The organism is uncultured Thalassolituus sp., from assembly GCF_950066645.1.
GTDB lineage: Bacteria > Pseudomonadota > Gammaproteobacteria > Pseudomonadales > Oceanobacteraceae > Thalassolituus.
Genome location: NZ_CATMFB010000019.1, coordinates 1 through 17406, shown reverse-complemented (window position 1 = coordinate 17406; position 17406 = coordinate 1). Strand labels below are relative to the sequence as shown.

The 17406-nt window shown below is 53.6% G+C and carries 18 protein-coding genes and 1 tRNA gene; 16 read left to right on the top strand and 3 right to left on the bottom strand.

Going from position 1 to position 17406, the window contains the following annotated elements:
* Window positions 1-166 precede the first annotated feature (166 nt).
* Both Q1L85_RS15065 and hda read left to right on the top strand, forming a co-directional pair.
* Window positions 167-1183, top strand: coding sequence for a DUF2066 domain-containing protein (locus tag Q1L85_RS15065; protein WP_300433535.1), 1017 nt, complete (start codon window positions 167-169; stop codon window positions 1181-1183).
* Window positions 1167-1883, top strand: coding sequence for a DnaA inactivator Hda (hda, locus tag Q1L85_RS15060; RefSeq protein ID WP_300433534.1), 717 nt, complete (start codon window positions 1167-1169; stop codon window positions 1881-1883). Before Q1L85_RS15065 ends, hda begins: the two co-directional genes overlap by 17 nt.
* 16 nt (window positions 1884-1899) lie before the next feature.
* Here the strand turns inward: hda and Q1L85_RS15055 are convergent, their stop codons facing one another.
* Window positions 1900-4023 carry a carboxy terminal-processing peptidase gene (locus Q1L85_RS15055; protein ID WP_300433533.1) on the bottom strand — a complete coding sequence of 708 codons (2124 nt, stop codon included), beginning with the start codon at window positions 4021-4023 and terminating at the stop codon, window positions 1900-1902.
* Window positions 4024-4251: 228 nt separating this feature from the next.
* On the opposite strand from Q1L85_RS15055, the gene Q1L85_RS15050 reads away from it, so the two are divergent.
* The gene (locus Q1L85_RS15050; protein WP_300433532.1) at window positions 4252-4698 is read left to right on the top strand and encodes a thioesterase family protein; all 447 of its coding nucleotides are present in this window, start codon (window positions 4252-4254) and stop codon (window positions 4696-4698) included.
* Here the strand turns inward: Q1L85_RS15050 and Q1L85_RS15045 are convergent, their stop codons facing one another.
* Together Q1L85_RS15045 and Q1L85_RS15040 are read right to left on the bottom strand one after the other, a co-directional pair.
* Window positions 4699-5595 (bottom strand): LysR family transcriptional regulator, encoded by an 897-nt coding sequence (locus Q1L85_RS15045; RefSeq protein WP_300433531.1) that lies wholly within the window; start codon window positions 5593-5595, stop codon window positions 4699-4701.
* 73 nt (window positions 5596-5668) lie between these two features.
* A complete protein-coding gene (locus tag Q1L85_RS15040) occupies window positions 5669-6535 on the bottom strand; it encodes a DMT family transporter (RefSeq protein ID WP_300433530.1) in 867 nt (288 codons plus the stop codon).
* A gap of 205 nt (window positions 6536-6740) precedes the next feature.
* Here Q1L85_RS15040 and clpB point away from each other — a divergent pair, with 205 nt between their 5' ends.
* From clpB to Q1L85_RS14975, 13 genes are all read left to right on the top strand, one after another.
* Window positions 6741-9326, top strand: coding sequence for an ATP-dependent chaperone ClpB (clpB, locus tag Q1L85_RS15035; protein ID WP_300433529.1), 2586 nt, complete (start codon window positions 6741-6743; stop codon window positions 9324-9326).
* Between the two features lie 82 nt (window positions 9327-9408).
* A complete protein-coding gene (locus Q1L85_RS15030) occupies window positions 9409-9789 on the top strand; it encodes a protease complex subunit PrcB family protein (protein ID WP_300426713.1) in 381 nt (126 codons plus the stop codon).
* A 1-nt stretch (window position 9790) separates the two neighbouring features.
* Window positions 9791-10309: a crossover junction endodeoxyribonuclease RuvC gene (gene ruvC / locus Q1L85_RS15025; protein WP_300426714.1), complete on the top strand. Its 519-nt coding sequence runs from the start codon at window positions 9791-9793 to the stop codon at window positions 10307-10309.
* 67 nt (window positions 10310-10376) lie between these two features.
* Window positions 10377-10988: a Holliday junction branch migration protein RuvA gene (gene ruvA / locus Q1L85_RS15020; protein ID WP_300426716.1), complete on the top strand. Its 612-nt coding sequence runs from the start codon at window positions 10377-10379 to the stop codon at window positions 10986-10988.
* Entirely contained in the window at window positions 10985-12016 is a 1032-nt protein-coding gene (gene ruvB / locus Q1L85_RS15015; protein ID WP_300426718.1) for a Holliday junction branch migration DNA helicase RuvB, read from the top strand. The genes ruvA and ruvB overlap by 4 nt, the downstream gene beginning before the upstream one ends.
* Window positions 12000-12410 (top strand): tol-pal system-associated acyl-CoA thioesterase, encoded by a 411-nt coding sequence (gene ybgC, locus Q1L85_RS15010; protein WP_300426720.1) that lies wholly within the window; start codon window positions 12000-12002, stop codon window positions 12408-12410. Before ruvB ends, ybgC begins: the two co-directional genes overlap by 17 nt.
* Before the next feature lie 34 nt (window positions 12411-12444).
* Window positions 12445-13140, top strand: a complete 696-nt coding sequence (gene tolQ, locus Q1L85_RS15005; protein ID WP_370293335.1) for a protein TolQ — start codon at window positions 12445-12447, stop codon at window positions 13138-13140.
* Window positions 13140-13589, top strand: coding sequence for a protein TolR (tolR, locus tag Q1L85_RS15000; protein WP_300426724.1), 450 nt, complete (start codon window positions 13140-13142; stop codon window positions 13587-13589). The genes tolQ and tolR overlap by 1 nt, the downstream gene beginning before the upstream one ends.
* 1 nt (window position 13590) lies before the next feature.
* Window positions 13591-14490 (top strand): cell envelope integrity protein TolA, encoded by a 900-nt coding sequence (tolA, locus tag Q1L85_RS14995; RefSeq protein WP_300426726.1) that lies wholly within the window; start codon window positions 13591-13593, stop codon window positions 14488-14490.
* Window positions 14484-15764: a Tol-Pal system beta propeller repeat protein TolB gene (gene tolB, locus Q1L85_RS14990; protein ID WP_300433528.1), complete on the top strand. Its 1281-nt coding sequence runs from the start codon at window positions 14484-14486 to the stop codon at window positions 15762-15764. Before tolA ends, tolB begins: the two co-directional genes overlap by 7 nt.
* A gap of 41 nt (window positions 15765-15805) precedes the next feature.
* Window positions 15806-16369, top strand: coding sequence for a peptidoglycan-associated lipoprotein Pal (gene pal / locus Q1L85_RS14985; protein ID WP_300426730.1), 564 nt, complete (start codon window positions 15806-15808; stop codon window positions 16367-16369).
* Window positions 16369-17178 carry a tol-pal system protein YbgF gene (gene ybgF / locus Q1L85_RS14980; RefSeq protein WP_300426732.1) on the top strand — a complete coding sequence of 270 codons (810 nt, stop codon included), beginning with the start codon at window positions 16369-16371 and terminating at the stop codon, window positions 17176-17178. Before pal ends, ybgF begins: the two co-directional genes overlap by 1 nt.
* A gap of 151 nt (window positions 17179-17329) precedes the next feature.
* Window positions 17330-17405, top strand: a tRNA-Lys gene (locus tag Q1L85_RS14975).
* Window position 17406 lies beyond the last annotated feature (1 nt).

Genomic DNA, 17406 nt, shown 5'->3' with positions numbered 1-17406 from the left:
CCAATGAAAGGCGCGTATTCTAACGATTTGTTCGCCTTCCTGCATCATACAAATGTGACGGTTTCGAAAACCTTTCAATCGTAATGGTTCGCGGTTTTTCAGCTGTTAACACTTTCAGGCGTGCGTGGCACAATACGCGCCCGCATGTGCGTTAAGGATTCTCTGAGTGCGAGTTACGTTTTTTATCCTGGCTATGATCTGGGGTGTGGCGGTCCAGGCCGTCACTGTGAGCGACCTGTATCGCGTTTCTGTCCCGGTTCAGGACCAGACATCGCAGAGTCGTGCTGACGCAGTCACCGCGGCATTCCACAAGGTGTTAGTGAAAGTCTCCGGAACTCGCGAAACTCTGGACAATGCGCCGTTGGCCGATCACGAGAAGCGCGCAGAAAGTTACATCAGCAGCCTGCGTTACGAGCGTCAGCAGGACAGCGGTGAGCTTAGGCTTGAGGTCAGCTTTATGCCCGCACCTCTCCAGAAGTTATTAGGGCAGTCTGGCGCTCCCGTCTGGGGTGCCTCACGCCCGCTGACGGCGCTCTGGCTGGTTGAAGACAGCGGTCAGGGACGCACCCCTGTGTCGCTGGCTAATGAACTGTGGGGCACAGCCGTCAGCTCGGCAATGAACGAGCGCGGCGTCCCTGTCTTGTTTCCTGCCTGGGATCTCGATGACGAAATGGCTCTCCCTCTGGTGAGACTCTGGGGGCTGTTTGAGGAAGATATCAGCCGGGCTGCGGTCCGTTACAGTGCTGATGGATACCTGGCTGGGCGGATACTCTCCATCGGTGATGGGCTCAGCTTTGCCGGTTATAGCCAGTACGGTGAGGAATATATCCCACTGCAGTTTTCGGCCACCAGTATCGAGGAGCTTGTCTCAATGTTGGCCGACCACCTCGCTGAGACTCTGTCAGACCGATATGCTGTGGTTGCTCTGCCGTCGGAGCTCGCGGCCGGCGGTCACGTGATCCGGGTGGCCGGGGTAGATGGCTTCACCGACTACCGCAGATTGTTGGATTACCTGAGCGAGCATGTCGCAATACGAGGAGTCAGAGTGCTGTCATTGCAGGGGAGTGAAATTACCCTGAGCATAGATACCCTGAACAGCTGGGCGCAGGCATGGGATGTCCTGGCGCTGGATCGTAAACTTCAGGAAACAGAGGAGGCCGACAGCTATGTCTGGCTCCCATGATCTCAATCCCTCGGCGCAGCTTACACTGCCCGTCGTAATCCGTGACGATGCCCGCTTCGCTAATTACTTTGCCGGACCAAACCAGCAGATTGTTGAAGCTCTGCAGGCTCAGTGGACGACCCGCGGAGAGCCTATTATTTATCTCTGGGGAGCAGAAGGTACAGGAACCAGTCATCTGCTCCAGGCGGCGTGCCATTATGCCGATGGTTTAGGGCATCAGAGTATCTATCTCCCCCTTGATGAGCTGATCTCATACAGTCCGGCGGTTCTGGAAGGGATGGATCAGTTACCTTTGGTCGCGCTCGATAATTTACAGGCAGTGGCAGGTAACAAGGATTGGGAGGAGGCCCTGTTTCACCTCTACAACCGCATCCGGGACAACCAGAGTCACCTTCTTATGGCTGCAGATCAATCGCCGGTGCATCTGGAGGTCACACTGCCGGATCTTGCTTCCCGCCTCAGTTGGGGCATGGTTTATCAGCTCGAGCCCCTAGAAGACGAAGAGAAAGTGCAGGCACTACTCCTGCGTGCGCGGCATCGCGGCCTGAACCTTACGGATGATGTCTCACGTTTTGTACTGACCCGTGGGCCAAGAGATATGGCAGGCTTGTTTGAAGTACTGGAGCAGTTAGATCAGGCCTCGTTGCGGGCCCAGAGGAAGCTCACCATCCCCTTCGTGAAAGCTGAAATGGGATGGTAAGCAGAAGGCTCAGAGATCAGTTTCTCTGAGCGGTCAGTCCTGGCGATGCAAGCTTCATATAATCCAGAAGGATAAAGCCCGCCTCTTCAAGCATAGCGTCAGCCTCTTCCTTGTCCTGCTTTGCGGCTTCGGCAGTCGCTTCATCGTCTTTTTTATCGACCTCTTCGGCAGTCTGTTCGAGGGTATCCAGCAGCGGCAGGCCCTTGGCTTTACGGCGTTTATTCTCCAGGCCCAGGCGTTTCTCGTCGTTAGCTTCCCGCTCTTTGCGGCGAACAGCTTCATTCAGTGAAACTTCAGTCTTATCACGCATCTCTGATACCAGGTCTTTCTGCTCGCGCATAAAGATAAAGTCTGGATTGTCCTGGATCCGGTTCTCGTGGCGTTCACGCAGATTCGGCAGCAGGCCAGTAACCGGGTTCATTCTGAGCTCTTTGGCCGGACGGATAGTGTCCCATGGCAGCGCCTGTGAGAGGGCACTTTCACCGATTTTGTCTTTGTCGAACAGCGACGGGAAGAGAATATCCGGGATGACGCCCTGATGTTGTGTACTTTCGCCGGAGACGCGATAGAACTTGGCCTGAGTGATTTTCAGCTGTCCTTCCGTCAGAGGCCGTAGCGATTGCACTGTGCCCTTCCCAAAGGTCTGACCACCAAGTATCAGGCCGCGGCCGTAGTCCTGAATCGCACCTGCGAAGATCTCAGAAGCCGACGCACTGAGACGGTTTACCAGAACCGTGAGAGGGCCGTCATAGAGGACTTCCGGATCCTGATCCTGCAGTACCTCGACATTACCGCGGGCACCGCGCACCTGCACCACTGGTCCGGTAGGTATAAACAGTCCGGTAAGTGAAATAGCCTCTTCGAGCGAGCCGCCACCATTGCTGCGCAGGTCAATGATCAGGCCGTCGATGTTGTCTTCTTTCAGTTCTTCGATCAGGCGGCGGACGTCCCGCGTTGTGCTGCGGTAATCCGGAAGATTTTCCATGCGTCCCTGAAAATCGATGTAAAACGTAGGGATGTCGATGACGCCCAGGCGTCGTGTGCTGTCGCCATCTTTCAGCTCAATCACTTCTTTCTGGGCTGACTGTTCCTCGAGTTTCACTTCATCACGCACGATAGAGATGATCTTACTGTCGCTGGTTGCGCCAGAAGAAGGGATGATCTCGAGGCGGACCGTCGAGCTTTTTGGCCCTCGAATCAGATCAACAACTTCGTCGAGACGCCAGCCGATGACGTCGACCATCTCTTCTTTGCCCTGAGCAACGCCAATGATTTTGTCCTCAGGCTCAAGATTAGCGGCTTTCGCTGCAGGGCCGCCGGGTACCAGGCGAACAACTTTTGTATGCTCGTCTTCGGTCTGCAGCACTGCGCCAATCCCCTGAAGGGACAGGCTCATATTGATATTGAAATTCTCTGAATTGCGCGGCGAAAAATACTGAGTATGCGGGTCAAATGTCTGTGTGACCGCATTCATAAAGGTCTGATAGGCGTCGACGGGTTTGCTCTGATGTACCCGGTTGAGCTGATTCTGGTAGCGTTTGGTCAGAAGTTCGATGATTGCCTTGTCGTCTTTACCCGCAAGACGCAGGTTCAGAATGGAGTTTTTCAGACGCTTACGCCAGAGATCGTCGAGTTCGGCAGAGGTGGTCGCCCAGGGCGCCTCTTCGCGGTCGAGTTCAAGCGTTTCGGTATCATCGTAGCGGTAGTCTTTGGCGTTGCTCTTCAGTTCAGAGAGCAGGAACGACAGGCGCTCACTGACGCGCTGTTGAAAGCGGTTGTAGATGACAAACGCGGGCTCCATGTTGCCGCGGCTCAGTGCTTCATCCAGTGAGGTACGGTAACGTTCGAAGCCTTTCACATCACTGGCAAGGAGGTAACTCCGGGTGCTGTCTATGTCGTCCAGAAGCGTATCCAGTACCTGCTCCGACAAGCGATCGTCGAGACGTTTGCGCTCGTAGTGACCGCGCAGCAGGTTGCTCATGATCTGCTGGGTTGTAATCGATTCTTCCCTGGTCGGTTCGAGCGGGGTAAAGGGGGTGCCGGGTTCAATCTCAGGGATGCTGGCGGACGCTCCGAAGGAAATCAGAGCGCACAATCCCAGGATAAGTGAGCGCGGACGGCTCATGCCGGATGTAATCATAGCTTTACCAGATCCTGTGTTCTTTCTGTTTGTATTGCAGTACCGCGGTGGCTATCATGCCGCCGCCGATCAGATCAGTCGCCACAGGCCGGGCCTCTGACAGTCTTTCTGCAGGCGTTACTTGTTTCTATAGTAGAGCCTATTCGAGCGACTGACACCAACTTAATTCCCACCAGACTGTGAAGAATCGTCGTTTTTTACCAGTTTTTGTTGCATCAGGAGTAGTCCGTGGCACGTGTTCAGCTCGATTTACCAGACGTTTTCAGTTTCACCACCCACCTCACTGTGCGTGTCTCTGATATCAACTATGGTAACCATCTCGGCAACGACCGGATGATTTCTCTCCTGCACGAAGCTCGTCTGCGCTACCTGCATTCTCACGAGTTCAGTGAATTCAATATCGGTGGTGTCGGCCTGATGGTGACGGATATCGTCGTCAGCTTTGTCGCTGAATCGTTTGTCGGTGACAAGCTGACGTTCAGAGTGGGCGTGACAGATTTCAACAAATACGGCTGTGACTTTATCTATATGGTGGTGAACGAGAGCCAGGACAAGGTCGTTGCCAAAGCAAAAACAGGAATTGTGTTCTTTGACTACGATGAACGCCGTATTTCCCGCGTTCCTCCTGTGTTTTACGAACGCTGTGCTCCAGATACAACGCCAGTGACAGAATGATCAGGCGTTGCTGAAATACTCCGTAATAAAATCGAGAAATGCCCGGCTCTTGTTGGCCAGATAACGATTCTGCGGGAAAACGACTTTGATGGTGCGCACCGGGATTTCCATCTCTGCAAACAAGCGTACCAGCTCACCGTTCTTCAGGTGTTTCTCTGCAATATAGGTAGGTAGGGCGGTAATGCCCATGCCTGCCAGGCACGCTTCGTATATCAGATCGATATCATTTACCGTCAGCTTGCGCTCAATATTGGCGAGGCTGAAGTTATTCTCTTTCTCAAACTGACGCAGCCAGTTCAGGCGTGCATATTCCGCGTTGGCGACCACCAGGATGCGATGTTTTAGCATATCCTCAAGACAGGCCGGTGTTCCCCATTTCTGAAGATACGCAGGCGACGCACAGATGACGATCCGTTGCTCCGCGACGGGTTTGGCTATCAGGCGGGAATCTTCAAGCGAACCTATACGCAGGGCAAAATCATACCCTTCTTTAACAATGTCGAGTGGGCGGTCTGAAATGTGCAGATCGAAACTGACATCCGGGTATTTGTCAGAGAAGTCATTGAATACCCGCGCCAGTTCACGCCGACCAAAATTAGACATGGCAGTAATACGGAGCCTGCCCTTAGGGGTGTCGTCAAAGTCGGTGACCAGCTTTTCAGCTTCGGTGATTGAATCCAGGATATTTTCGCTGTGCTGATAGAACATCTGCCCGGCTTCTGTCGGACTCACTGAGCGGGTTGTTCGGTTAAGTAGCCGTACCCCGAGGCGCTCTTCCAGTGCGCTGATCTGTTTGCTGACGGCCGAAGGCGTTACGCCGAGTGATTCCGCCGCCGTTGAAAAGTTACGGGCGCGGACAACGGCAACAAAGGTCTGCAATGGATCAATACGGGACATAGTATTAACCTCTCCGACAAAAAGATGCTATCTGAAAGAGAATAATTAACTATTGGGCAATAATAAACCGGTTTTACTCGGACTGTGCTTTTGTTTTCTGAGGTTGCCACAAGTTGATCAGGCCGGCAGAAACGATAAGCGCGGCACCAGCCCAGGTTGTCCAGGCTGGGATTTCAGCCCATATGATCCAGCCCATCAGAGCACCGTAGAGTACCGCACTGTAGGCATACACCCCGACCTTCCCGGTGGGGGCTATCCGGTATGCTTTGGTCAGCGCCAGCTGGCCCAGCGTTGCGACCAGCCCAAGAAGAAGGATCCAGCCCCACAGTTCGTATTCAACCGGTTGCCACGTCAAAGCGGCGCCCGGCAGACTGACTACTGCCGCGATCACGCCAAAGTAGAAGACAATTGTCTGGCTGCTTTCGGTTGCCGACATGCGGCGGATGGTGACTTTTGCAAGCGCTGCCAGGAAAGCCCCCAGCAGTGCGATCAGAGCTATAAAGGTAAAGGCGCTGTCGTCAGGCCTGAGAATGCAGGCTACGCCTGCAAATCCTACAAATACTGCCAGAATGCTATATTTTCCAGCGCGTTCACCCAGCCAGAGAAGACCGATCAGCGGCATGAAAAATGGGCTGGAAAGCTTTACCAGAAAGGCCTCAGTCAGGGGCATATGCCCGAGTGCCCAGAAATAACAGTACATAGCACTGACGCCTACTAATCCTCGCATCAGGTGCCAGTGCCAGACAGAGGTTTTCAGCAGTTTGCTGCCCTGGGTAAGTATCACCGGCATCAGGATGAGCAGTCCCGCAGCATTGCGGAAGAAGACGATCTGTTCTGTTGAGAGGGTGTCGGAGAGGTATTTAATGAGTCCTCCCATAATGGCCAGCAGAGCTTCACCGAGCAGAAGGTAAAAAGCGCCGAGTCTGAGGTCAGACTGCATGAAAAGACTCCGGAAAACCTTGAGGACTGAAAAACCGGCTCCATATACCGGAACAGGGCGGCATTATACGCGCAGTTTCATGCGCTGCATCAAATCGGGCGTTATTGAGATATTTTAAAGTTAATGCTTGGGTAGTTGAAAATTACTAAATTGGCCGCATCTCTGTTGTAAGCAGATATTCCCGGAAAGGGCAGGAGAACGTTTTATGCGTATGGATCGATTGACCACCAGTCTCCAGAACGCTCTGGCAGAAAGTCAGAGCATTGCACTGGGTCAGGATCATAATCAGATTGATACAGTGCACGTACTGATCGCCTTGTTCGAACAGACAGACAGCTCAGCGAAAGACGTGCTGCGCCGTGCTGGCGTCAATGTCGTCGAACTTGAGAAAGCGCTCAGGGCCATCATGTCAGATCAACCTCGCGTCAGTAGCCCGGACGGCAATATTCAGCTCGCTCCTGAACTGGGGCGGATACTCAACCTCGCGGACAAAGAAGCCCAGAAAGGGGGTGATCAGTTTGTCTCCAGCGAGGTGTTTCTGCTCGCCGCACTTGACGACAAGGGAGCAACAGGGCGGGCTCTGAAGGCTGCTGGTATCGACCGGCAGAAGTTGGAACAGGCAATTAAAGACATGCGTGGTGGTGAGAAAGTGACAGACGCAAATGCAGAAGACAGCAGACAGGCACTCAGCAAGTACTGTGTCGATCTGACCGAGCGGGCAGAGGCGGGAAAGCTGGACCCTGTGATTGGTCGCGACGAAGAGATCCGTCGCACGATTCAGGTTCTGCAGCGCCGCACCAAAAACAACCCGGTACTGATCGGTCCTCCTGGTGTGGGTAAAACCGCCGTGGTTGAAGGTCTGGCTCAGCGCATTATCAATGGTGAAGTGCCAGAGAACCTGAAAAACAAACGCATTCTGTCTCTGGATATGGGCGCTTTGTTGGCAGGGGCAAAATATCGCGGTGAATTTGAAGAGCGACTCAAGGCCGTTCTGAAGGACGTTTCGAAAGAAGAAGGTCGTATCATTCTCTTTATTGATGAACTGCACACTATGGTGGGCGCAGGTAAGAGTGATGGTGCGATGGATGCTGGCAATATGCTCAAGCCAGCACTGGCGCGTGGTGAGCTGCACTGCGTAGGTGCAACTACGCTGGACGAGTATCGGGAATTCATTGAGAAAGATGCGGCGCTGGAGCGTCGTTTCCAGAAAGTGACAGTGGATGAGCCAAGTGTTGAAGACTCCATTGCCATTCTGCGTGGTCTGAAAGAACGGTACGAAGTCCACCACGGCGTACAGATTACCGACAGCGCCATTATCGCTGCAGCGAAGTTGTCGCAGCGCTATATCGCCGATCGTCGCCTGCCTGATAAAGCGATTGATCTTGTTGATGAGGCCGCCTCGGTAATCCGTATGGAAATAGACTCCAAGCCTCAGGAGATGGACCGTCTGGAGCGCCGCCTGATTCAGTTAAAGATCGAGCGCGAAGCGTTGCGCAAAGAAAAAGACGAAGCGGCGCGCAAACGCCTTAATGATCTGAATGAAGAGATTAACAAGGCGGGCGCTTCCTACGTTGAACTTGAAGAAGTCTGGAAGAAAGAGAAGGCTTTGCTGGAAGGTGCGAGTAAAGCGAAAGAACTGCTTGAACAGGCCCGCATGGAGCTGGAAGCTGCGCGTCGTGCGGGTGACCTGCAGAAAATGTCGGAACTCCAGTACGGCCGTATTCCTGAACTGGAAAAGCAACTCGCGTCTGCGGCAGAAGCAGAAAACACAGGCACGCAGGAGTTCACCCTGCTGCGAAACAAGGTGACCGAAGATGAGATTGCCGAAGTTGTCTCCAAATGGACCGGCGTTCCTGTCACGAAAATGCTGGAAGGTGAACGTGAGAAGCTCCTGCGTATGGAAGACGTTCTGCATGAATCTGTGGTTGGTCAGGATCAGGCGATCGCGGCAGTCGCCAACGCGGTGCGCCGTTCACGCGCCGGGCTGTCGGACCCGAATCGTCCGAATGGTTCATTCCTTTTCCTGGGACCAACCGGCGTCGGCAAAACCGAATTATGCAAAGCATTAGCAGGTTTTCTGTTTGATAGCCGCGATGCCATGGTGCGTATCGATATGTCGGAATATATGGAGAAACACTCTGTTGCCCGTCTGATAGGGGCGCCTCCGGGGTATGTCGGTTACGAAGAGGGTGGGTATCTCACTGAGGCCGTTCGTCGCAAGCCATACTCCGTCATCCTGCTTGATGAGGTTGAGAAAGCGCATCCTGACGTCTTCAATCTTCTCCTGCAGGTTCTCGATGACGGACAGCTGACTGATGGCCAGGGGCGCCGGGTGGATTTCAAGAACACCGTACTGGTGATGACTTCTAACCTTGGCTCTGACCTGATTCAGACCCTGGCACCGGAGGGTAATTACGAGGTGATGCGTGATGCTGTGATGGACGTCGTGGGTAACCACTTCCGTCCTGAGTTCATCAACCGGATTGATGAGGCAGTCGTTTTCCATCCGCTGGAAAAAGATCAGATCCGAGGGATTGCCGATATTCAGTTACACATGTTGCATGAACGCCTGAAAGAACGGGATCTCGCACTGGAACTGACGGACGCTGCGACTACTAAGCTGGTGGACGTCGGATATGACCCAGTGTACGGCGCGCGGCCGCTGAAACGGGCGATACAGCGCTGGATTGAAAACCCACTGGCTCAGGATATTCTCTCGGGGCGCTTTATGCCGGGAGAAACCATAGTGGCTGATGTGCAGGACGACAGTTTCACCTTCAGCAGTCGCTGAAGCATCCCCTGACAGGCCCGCCCCGGGCCTGTATACTCGGCCGGTATCCGCACTGATACCGGCCTTTTTTATGGAAAGTAAAATGCAAGTCATCCGAGCCACTGTTGTTCTCTGCTGCAGCCTGATGCTGGCGGCCTGTGCAGGTCAGGCAAAGCCTGTCGAACTGTATTCCAAAAACAGCCTTAACTGTGGCGTGATGGCTGGGGTGACCCTGCTGGACCGCGAACTCACCATTAATGCAGGCGAGCGTCCGACTCCCGGGTATGGTGTTGAAGTCAAAGAGCAGACCCGCGATCGCAAAGGGGTGAATATTGCTTACGAAATCAGCAAGCCGGCAGCGGGCAGTATGCTTCCTCAGATGATGACAAGCCCGTGCCGCAGAATCACTTTGCCTGAAGACTGGAAACGTCTCACCGTGACGGACCTTGAAACCGGGCAGAAGTGGGTATTCGAGCAACCCTGACATGGCCATTATTCTGGGCATAGATCCCGGTTCACGTATTACAGGTTTTGGCCTGATTAATACGGTAGGTGCGCGTTGTGAATACATTACCAGTGGCTGTATCCGCACGGGGAAAGGGGAGCTTCCAGAACGTCTGAAGGTCATCCATGAGAGCATCATCACGCTGATCGAAGAGTATATCCCGCAGGAATTTGCCATCGAACAGGTATTTATGGGGCGCAATGCCGACTCTGCTCTGAAGTTGGGGCAGGCAAGGGGAGTCGCCATTCTCGCGGCGACACTGCAGAACCTGCCAGTACATGAGTACGCACCACGAACAATCAAACAGGCGGTCGTCGGCACCGGCGCTGCAGACAAAGAGCAGGTCCAGCATATGGTGCAGCGCCTGCTCAAACTTCCTGGGCTTCCTCAGGCCGACGCCGCCGACGCCCTGGCAATTGCGCTCTGCCATGCCCACACCAACGCCAGTCTGATCAGTCGCGCAGGCCTGAAGACCTTTCGTCGGGGGCGGGCTTCCTGACATTGAGTCCGCGCTGACTTTACTGATAGTCTATGCCCGTTTTTATCTGAATTGTGTGTCTAGCTGAATGATTGGTCGTCTCCAGGGATTTATTCTCGAAAAACAGGCTCCTGAGCTACTTATTGATGTGCAGGGGGTTGGTTACGAAGTCCAGGCACCGCTCTCTACGTTTGCAGTGTTGGGCACTATTGGCGCCCCTGTCACACTGTATACCCATCTCGCGATTCGCGAAGATGCGCACCAGCTTTACGGTTTCAGCGATAAAGAACAGCGGACTTTATTCCGGACTCTGATCAAGGTCAGTGGTGTCGGGCCGAAGCTGGCGCTGGCGATTCTTTCCGGTATGGACGTGAACGCGTTCGCTTCCTGTGTTCACAGTGAAGATGTTAAGTCTCTGACCCGGTTGCCAGGGGTGGGTAAGAAAACCGCAGAGCGTCTGATTGTTGAAATGAAAGATCGCCTGAAAGAGTGGCAGGCGCCAGCACCTCTGTGGGCTGCTGCAGATGCAGCTGACAAGCAAACCCAGGATCAGCTGATACAGGAAGCGGAAAGTGCCCTGATCGCGCTGGGTTACAAACCGCAGGATGCCTCCAAAATGCTGATCAGCGTGGCTGACCAGTGTACGACCGCAGAAGATATGATCCGACAGGCCTTACGCAATACCATGGGTGGCAAATGATCGAGACAGATCGCTTTATCTCCGCAGCCCCCCAGATTGGCGAAGAAAAGCAGGACCGCGCAATTCGACCCAAAATGCTGGCCGATTACGTGGGGCAATCGCATGTGCGGGAGCAGATGGAGATTTTTATTGGCGCTGCCCGCGGACGCGGTGAAGCACTGGATCATACTCTGGTGTTTGGCCCTCCGGGCCTGGGTAAGACAACCCTGGCCAATATCATCGCCGAAGAAATGGGCGCACAGATCAAATCAACGTCAGGTCCGGTGTTGGAAAAGGCGGGAGATCTCGCCGCCATGTTGACGAGCCTGGAAGAAGGCGATGTTCTGTTTATTGATGAAATCCATCGTCTTAATCCTGCAGTTGAAGAAGTTCTCTATCCGGCGATGGAGGATTACCAGCTGGATATAATGGTGGGTGAAGGCCCGGCCGCACGCTCGATCAAAATAGACCTCCCTGCGTTTACTCTCGTAGGAGCCACGACCAGAGCTGGCCTGCTTACGTCTCCGTTGCGTGACCGTTTTGGTATCGTTCAGCGACTTGAGTTCTATAACGTTGCCGATCTCAGTCATATTGTCAGCCGTTCGGGCCGGCTCATGGGACTTGAGGTTGATGACGAAGGCGCGACAGAAATTGCGCGCAGGGCGCGAGGCACTCCGCGTATTGCGAATCGCCTTTTGCGCAGGGTCAGAGACTATGCAGAAGTAAAAGGAGAAGGCCGGGTGACTAAAGACATCGCGGACCTGGCTCTGAATATGCTCAATGTTGATGCACATGGTTTCGATCACATGGATCGTCGTCTGCTGCTCACGCTTCTGGAAAAGTATGACGGTGGCCCTGCAGGCGTCGACAGCCTGGCAGCCTCTATCGGAGAAGAAAGAGATACGATTGAGGATGTGCTGGAGCCGTATCTGATGCAGCAGGGGTACATCACCCGCACCCCGAGAGGCCGGGTAGCGACCCGCATGGCTTACCTTCACTTCGGTATTGATTTGCCTGCCAGACTCGGAAAGGATGATGAATCTGTTTGAATGGCCCGTGCGTATTTATATTGAAGATACTGACGCTGGCGGTATCGTTTACTACGCAAATTATCTGAAGTTTTTTGAGCGTGCCCGCAGTGAATGGCTTCGGGCCGCTGGATTTAACCAGCACCGTCTTATGGAGCAGGGGCTCAGGTTTGTCGTCCGTGATCTGTCGGTGAAGTATCGCCGCCCAGCGCTGCTTGATGAAGAAATCATTGTCACTGTCAGCCTGGATGAGATATCGAAAGCCGGAATGACATTGAACCAGACGGCCCTGCGCCGGTCTGATGGAACAGAAGAAATTCTGGCAGAAGCTACCGTGCGTGCTGCCTGTATTAATGAAGCAGGGCGTCCAGTGGCGATTCCTGCAGACGTCGCCGAACAGTTAACCCCGAAATAACCCGAGTATTGCCGGAGCAATCGTGAACGAATCCATGTCTATCCTCAATCTGATCCTTAACGCCAGTTTCGTCGTGCAGCTGGTCATGCTGATGCTGATTGCAGCCTCTGTTGTCAGCTGGATCATCATCGTCCAGCGTGGTCGTTTACTGTCAGCGACTCACAAAGAACTGCGTGCCTTTGAGGAGCGTTTCTGGTCGGGTATTGATTTTAATGAGCTGTATCGGGAGTGTAAGGCACAGCCTTACACCAGTGCTGCAGAGAATGTATTTATGGCAGGGCTGAAAGAATTCAGCCGTATGCGGCAGCAGAACACCAGTGACCCGGATGCGGTTATGACCGGTGTTCAGCGTGCACTGCGCGTTGCGATTACCCGCGAAAGTGAAGAGTTGGATAATCATCTGCCACTGCTCGCGACCATTGGTTCAACCAGCCCGTATATCGGTCTGTTTGGTACGGTGTGGGGCATCATGCATTCTTTCCATGGTCTTGCGAGTGTTAAGCAGGCGACGATCGCCACGGTAGCGCCGGGTATTTCAGAGGCTCTGGTTGCCACCGCCATGGGACTGCTGGCCGCAATTCCTGCGGTTATTTTCTACAACCGCTACGTGGCGACGACCGATAAAATCAGCACGGGCCTGACCACCTTTGCTGATGAATTCAGTTCGCTGCTGTACCGCCAGGCGCACAAAATGCACCAGTCTGTGAAGGCAGGTGCGGAGTCTCACTGATGGAACCGATTCAACAGCAGGGCCCAAAACGCCGGCCAATGGCTGAGATAAACGTCGTGCCTTATATCGACGTTATGCTGGTGTTACTGATTATTTTTATGGTGACTGCCCCTATGCTGGTGCAGACCGTGCCAGTTAACCTTCCCGATGTAGATTCCACGCCGACAGATATTGATCCGGACGACTCCACACTGATTATTTCTGTAACCAGCGACGGGGCATATTTTATTGAGCGCGATGAGGAAGATCCGCAGTCGATGAGTCTTGCTGACGTGACGTCTTACGCATCGAAGCTGATGACCGCACAACCGCAGACCCGGGTCATGATCCGGGGCGATCAGGGAGTGCCTTATGGGCGGGTGGTGCAACTGATGGGGAATCTCCAGGGCGTTGGCATCAGCAATGTTGGTCTGGTGACAGAAGCACCTGATCCGGAGGCACGTCGCTGATATGAGCTGGCGTCATCCCGGTAGTTACAAGCTTCCGGTTCTTGTAGCAATTCTGGTGCATATTGTCGCGATCGCGCTTCTCATCGGTGAGTGGCGCCGCGACGCGCAGGTCATGCCAGAACCTGTACCGCCGCACATGGTTGCGAATGTGGTTCAGACAGAGAACAAGGCAGTAAAGGATCGAGAACTGAAGAAGAAACTTCAGGAACAGGAACGACTTCGTCAGGAAAAACAGGCGCGCGAGCAGGCCGCCCGTGAAAAAGCGGCTGCGCAGAAAGCCGCCAGAGAAAAGGCGGCAAAAGAGAAAGCTGCAGCGGATAAAGCGGCCAGAGAGAAGGCCGCAAAAGAGAAAGCGCTGAAAGAAAAGGCCGCAGCGGAAAAAGCAGCCAAAGATAAGGCGATCAAAGAAAAAGCGGCGGCTGAAAAAGCAGCGAAAGAGAAAGCGGCTGCTGAAAAGGCCGCGCGGGAAAAGGCAGAAGCCCAGGCTGCAGCAAAAGCCGCTGCCGAGCAGGCACTGATGGAGCAGTTGGCCATGGAGCAGGCAGAAGCGGAAATCCGGCGCCAGGAAGAGCAGGCTCGTCAGGCTGCGGCGGCCGAAAAAGCAGCTCAGATGACAGCGGAGTATCAGGATCTTATCCGTGCTCAGATCGAATCTCAGTGGAGTTATCCACCCAACGTCACCCGTAATCTGGAAGTAGAAGTACGCCTGGTTATGGTGCCAACGGGTGAGGTGATCTCCGCCAATGTAGTAAAAAGTAGTGGTCATGCCGCATTGGATCGCTCCGTAGAGCAAGCCATCATGAAAGCCTCGCCATTACCTGTTCCAGAAGATATTCGGGTGTTCGAAAAGAATTTCCGCACCCTGACAATGAAATTCCGTCCGGAGAATGCATCGTGGTAAACAGAATTATTCTGTCGCTATTGGTATTACTGTCGCTCAATGCACAGGCTGAACTGGTGATTGAAGTCACTCAGGGGCGCCAGAGTGCGATTCCGATCAGTGTTGTTCCTTTTGAATGGACCGGAGCCACCAATCTCCCTGAAAACATCAGCGCCATCATTAACAATGATCTGGGCTCATCCGGCTATTTCCGGACACTGGATACTCAACTGATGTTAAGCAAACCGGTGCGCCCGGAAGAAGTGGTGTATACAGACTGGCGCCGTATGAAGCAGGATTTCATCGTCGTCGGACGGATCAGCGCCGATGAAGCCGGGTATGCGATTGAGTTTCATGTGATAGACGTTCACCAGCAGATCGAGCTACTTCATCACCGGGTGAAAGGGCGGGCAACTCAGTTACGCGATCTCGCGCATTATATCAGTGACTTTATCTTCAAACGTCTGACGGGTATCGACGGTGTTTTTTCCACCAAGATGGTTTACGTGACCACGAACAAAGAGAGAACCCGCTTCAACCTGAACTTCGCTGACGCGGACGGCGCGCGTGAACAGCTTATCTTTAAGTCCTCACATCCGATTCTTTCTCCCGCCTGGTCTCCGGATGGTAAGAAGGTCGCCTACGTTTCGTTTGAGAACGGTCAGAGTGAAATCTTCTTTCAGGAACTGAGCACTGGTCGTCGTGAGAAAGTCATATCATTTGATGGTTCCAACAGTGCACCTTCTTTTTCACCGGACGGAACCAGACTGGCATTTGTACACTCTAATGCCGGCAACCCCGATATTTATGTCATGAATCTGAACACCCGTAAGGTGGAACGCCTTACAACCCACTATGGGATTGATACAGAACCCCAGTGGATGGCGGACGGACGACATATTCTGTTCACATCAAGCCGTGCGGGCGGTCCGCAGATTTACAAACTTGACAGTGAAACAGGGTCAGTGAAGCGCGTAACCTTCGAAGGAAGTTACAATGCCCGTGCAAGGATGACTGCTGATGGCCGTAAGATGGTGTACGTACATGGCAATGGCGACAGTTTTCATATCGCTTCTCAGGAAATGAGCAGCGGGCGTGTGAGGATATTGACCCGAGACACGAATTTGGACGAATCGCCTAGTGTTGCGCCTAACGGAAGTATGGTAATTTATGCGGCAACTGAAAATGACAGAAGTATTCTGGCGGCTGTATCCGTTGACGGAGAGGTAAAATTCCGGCTTCCATCCAGATATGGGGATGTCCGTGAGCCAGCCTGGTCTCCGATATTGAATTAAACAAAGAACTACCTATTAACCTCAATTTGGGAATATTGATTATGCAAAAGACAGCTCTGTACAAAGCACTTGGTCTCGCTTTCAGCGCCATGCTGGTAACCGCATGTGCAAGCAACAGCGACCTCGACGAGGGTGCAGGCGCTGCCATGACTGCAACTGAGCAGCAGGCAAACGAAGCTGGCGACAGCGCAACTGCAGGTGTTGAGTCTGCATCTCTGCAGGGCGAGTCTCTGGCGTCAGATGCCAACACCGCTGCTCAGAAAGCATTGCTGGACATCACCACTTTCTACTTCGCGTTTGATCAGTCTACGATCAAGAGCGAAAGCAAAGCAGCTCTGACTGCTCACGCTTCTTACCTGGCAGCTAACAAAGGCGCCCGTGTTGTTCTGGAAGGTCACGCAGATGAGCGTGGTACTCCTGAGTACAACCTGGCACTGGGTGAGCGTCGTGCGATCGCAGTACGTCGTTTCCTGATGGCTAACGGTGCTGCTGATGGTCAGATCAAAGTAGTTTCTTACGGTGAAGAGCGTCCTGCTGCAACTGGTCACACTGATGACAGCTGGGCGAAAAACCGTCGCGTAGAAATCAAATACCAGAGCCGTTAATGAAACGGCAGGTCCTCACTCTGACGCTGGCAGCGATGGCTGCCAGTGCCAGCGCTGATGACGGCTGGGTCTCAGTAGGTGCTACCCGTGTGGTAGCACCTGCCTCTCCTCAGGTTACACAACCTTCCTCGCCGGCACTTCCTTCTCAATCTGTTGTTGCTCAACTGCCCGTCGATAATTCCGGGTCGGGTAATCTTGTCAGCGAGCTGCTGATGCAGGTCGAGCAGATGCAGAATGAAATCGCGACTCTGCGTGGTCGACTGGAAGAGCAGGGCGCCCGACTTGAGCGTATGGAACGCGAGCAACAGGATCGTTATCTTGATCTTGATGGTCGTGTATCGTCGCTGATGTCGGCAAGCTATGCAGATACTGGTGCAAATAAAGCGCCTGTGACCGAGGCATCCACCCCTGATGTGGGTAAGCCTTCACCTGCAGATGCCTACAAGTCCGCGATGGAGCTGGTTCGCGCCAAAAAATTCACCGAAGCCGGTGCGGCGTTTGACAGCTTCGCAGAGACTTACCCCGAGGCGCCGTTGCTCGTGAATGCTCTTTACTGGTCGGGTGAAGTTAACCTGGTTGAAGGGCACCTGGATGTGGCAGAGGCTCGTTTCCGTCGGGTTATGACGGATTTTGCCAGTCATACCAAAGCTGCTGATGCTACCTACAAACTGGGCGTTACCCTGCATAAGGCCGGGAAGAACGCAGAGGCACGGCAAGTGCTCCAGTCTGTCATTGACGAGTACAGCGGCTCTGCTGATGGGACTGTGGCGCTCGCCACATCGTATCTCAAAAAAGTTCCGGTGGAATAACCCCCGCCGGATCCTTCTCTTTCCTGTCTTCTGACTTCCCTTGTAGCATGACTTTCATGGCAGCCAGTTGCGCTAACCCTATGAATCTTAAACTTTTTTGAAAAAAAGGGTTGTCACGAAAAAAAATATCAGTAATATACGCGGCTCCTTCGGGTCGTTAGCTCAGTTGGTAGAGCAGTTGGCTTTTAACCAATTGGTCGCTGGTTCGAGTCCAGCACGACCCACCAC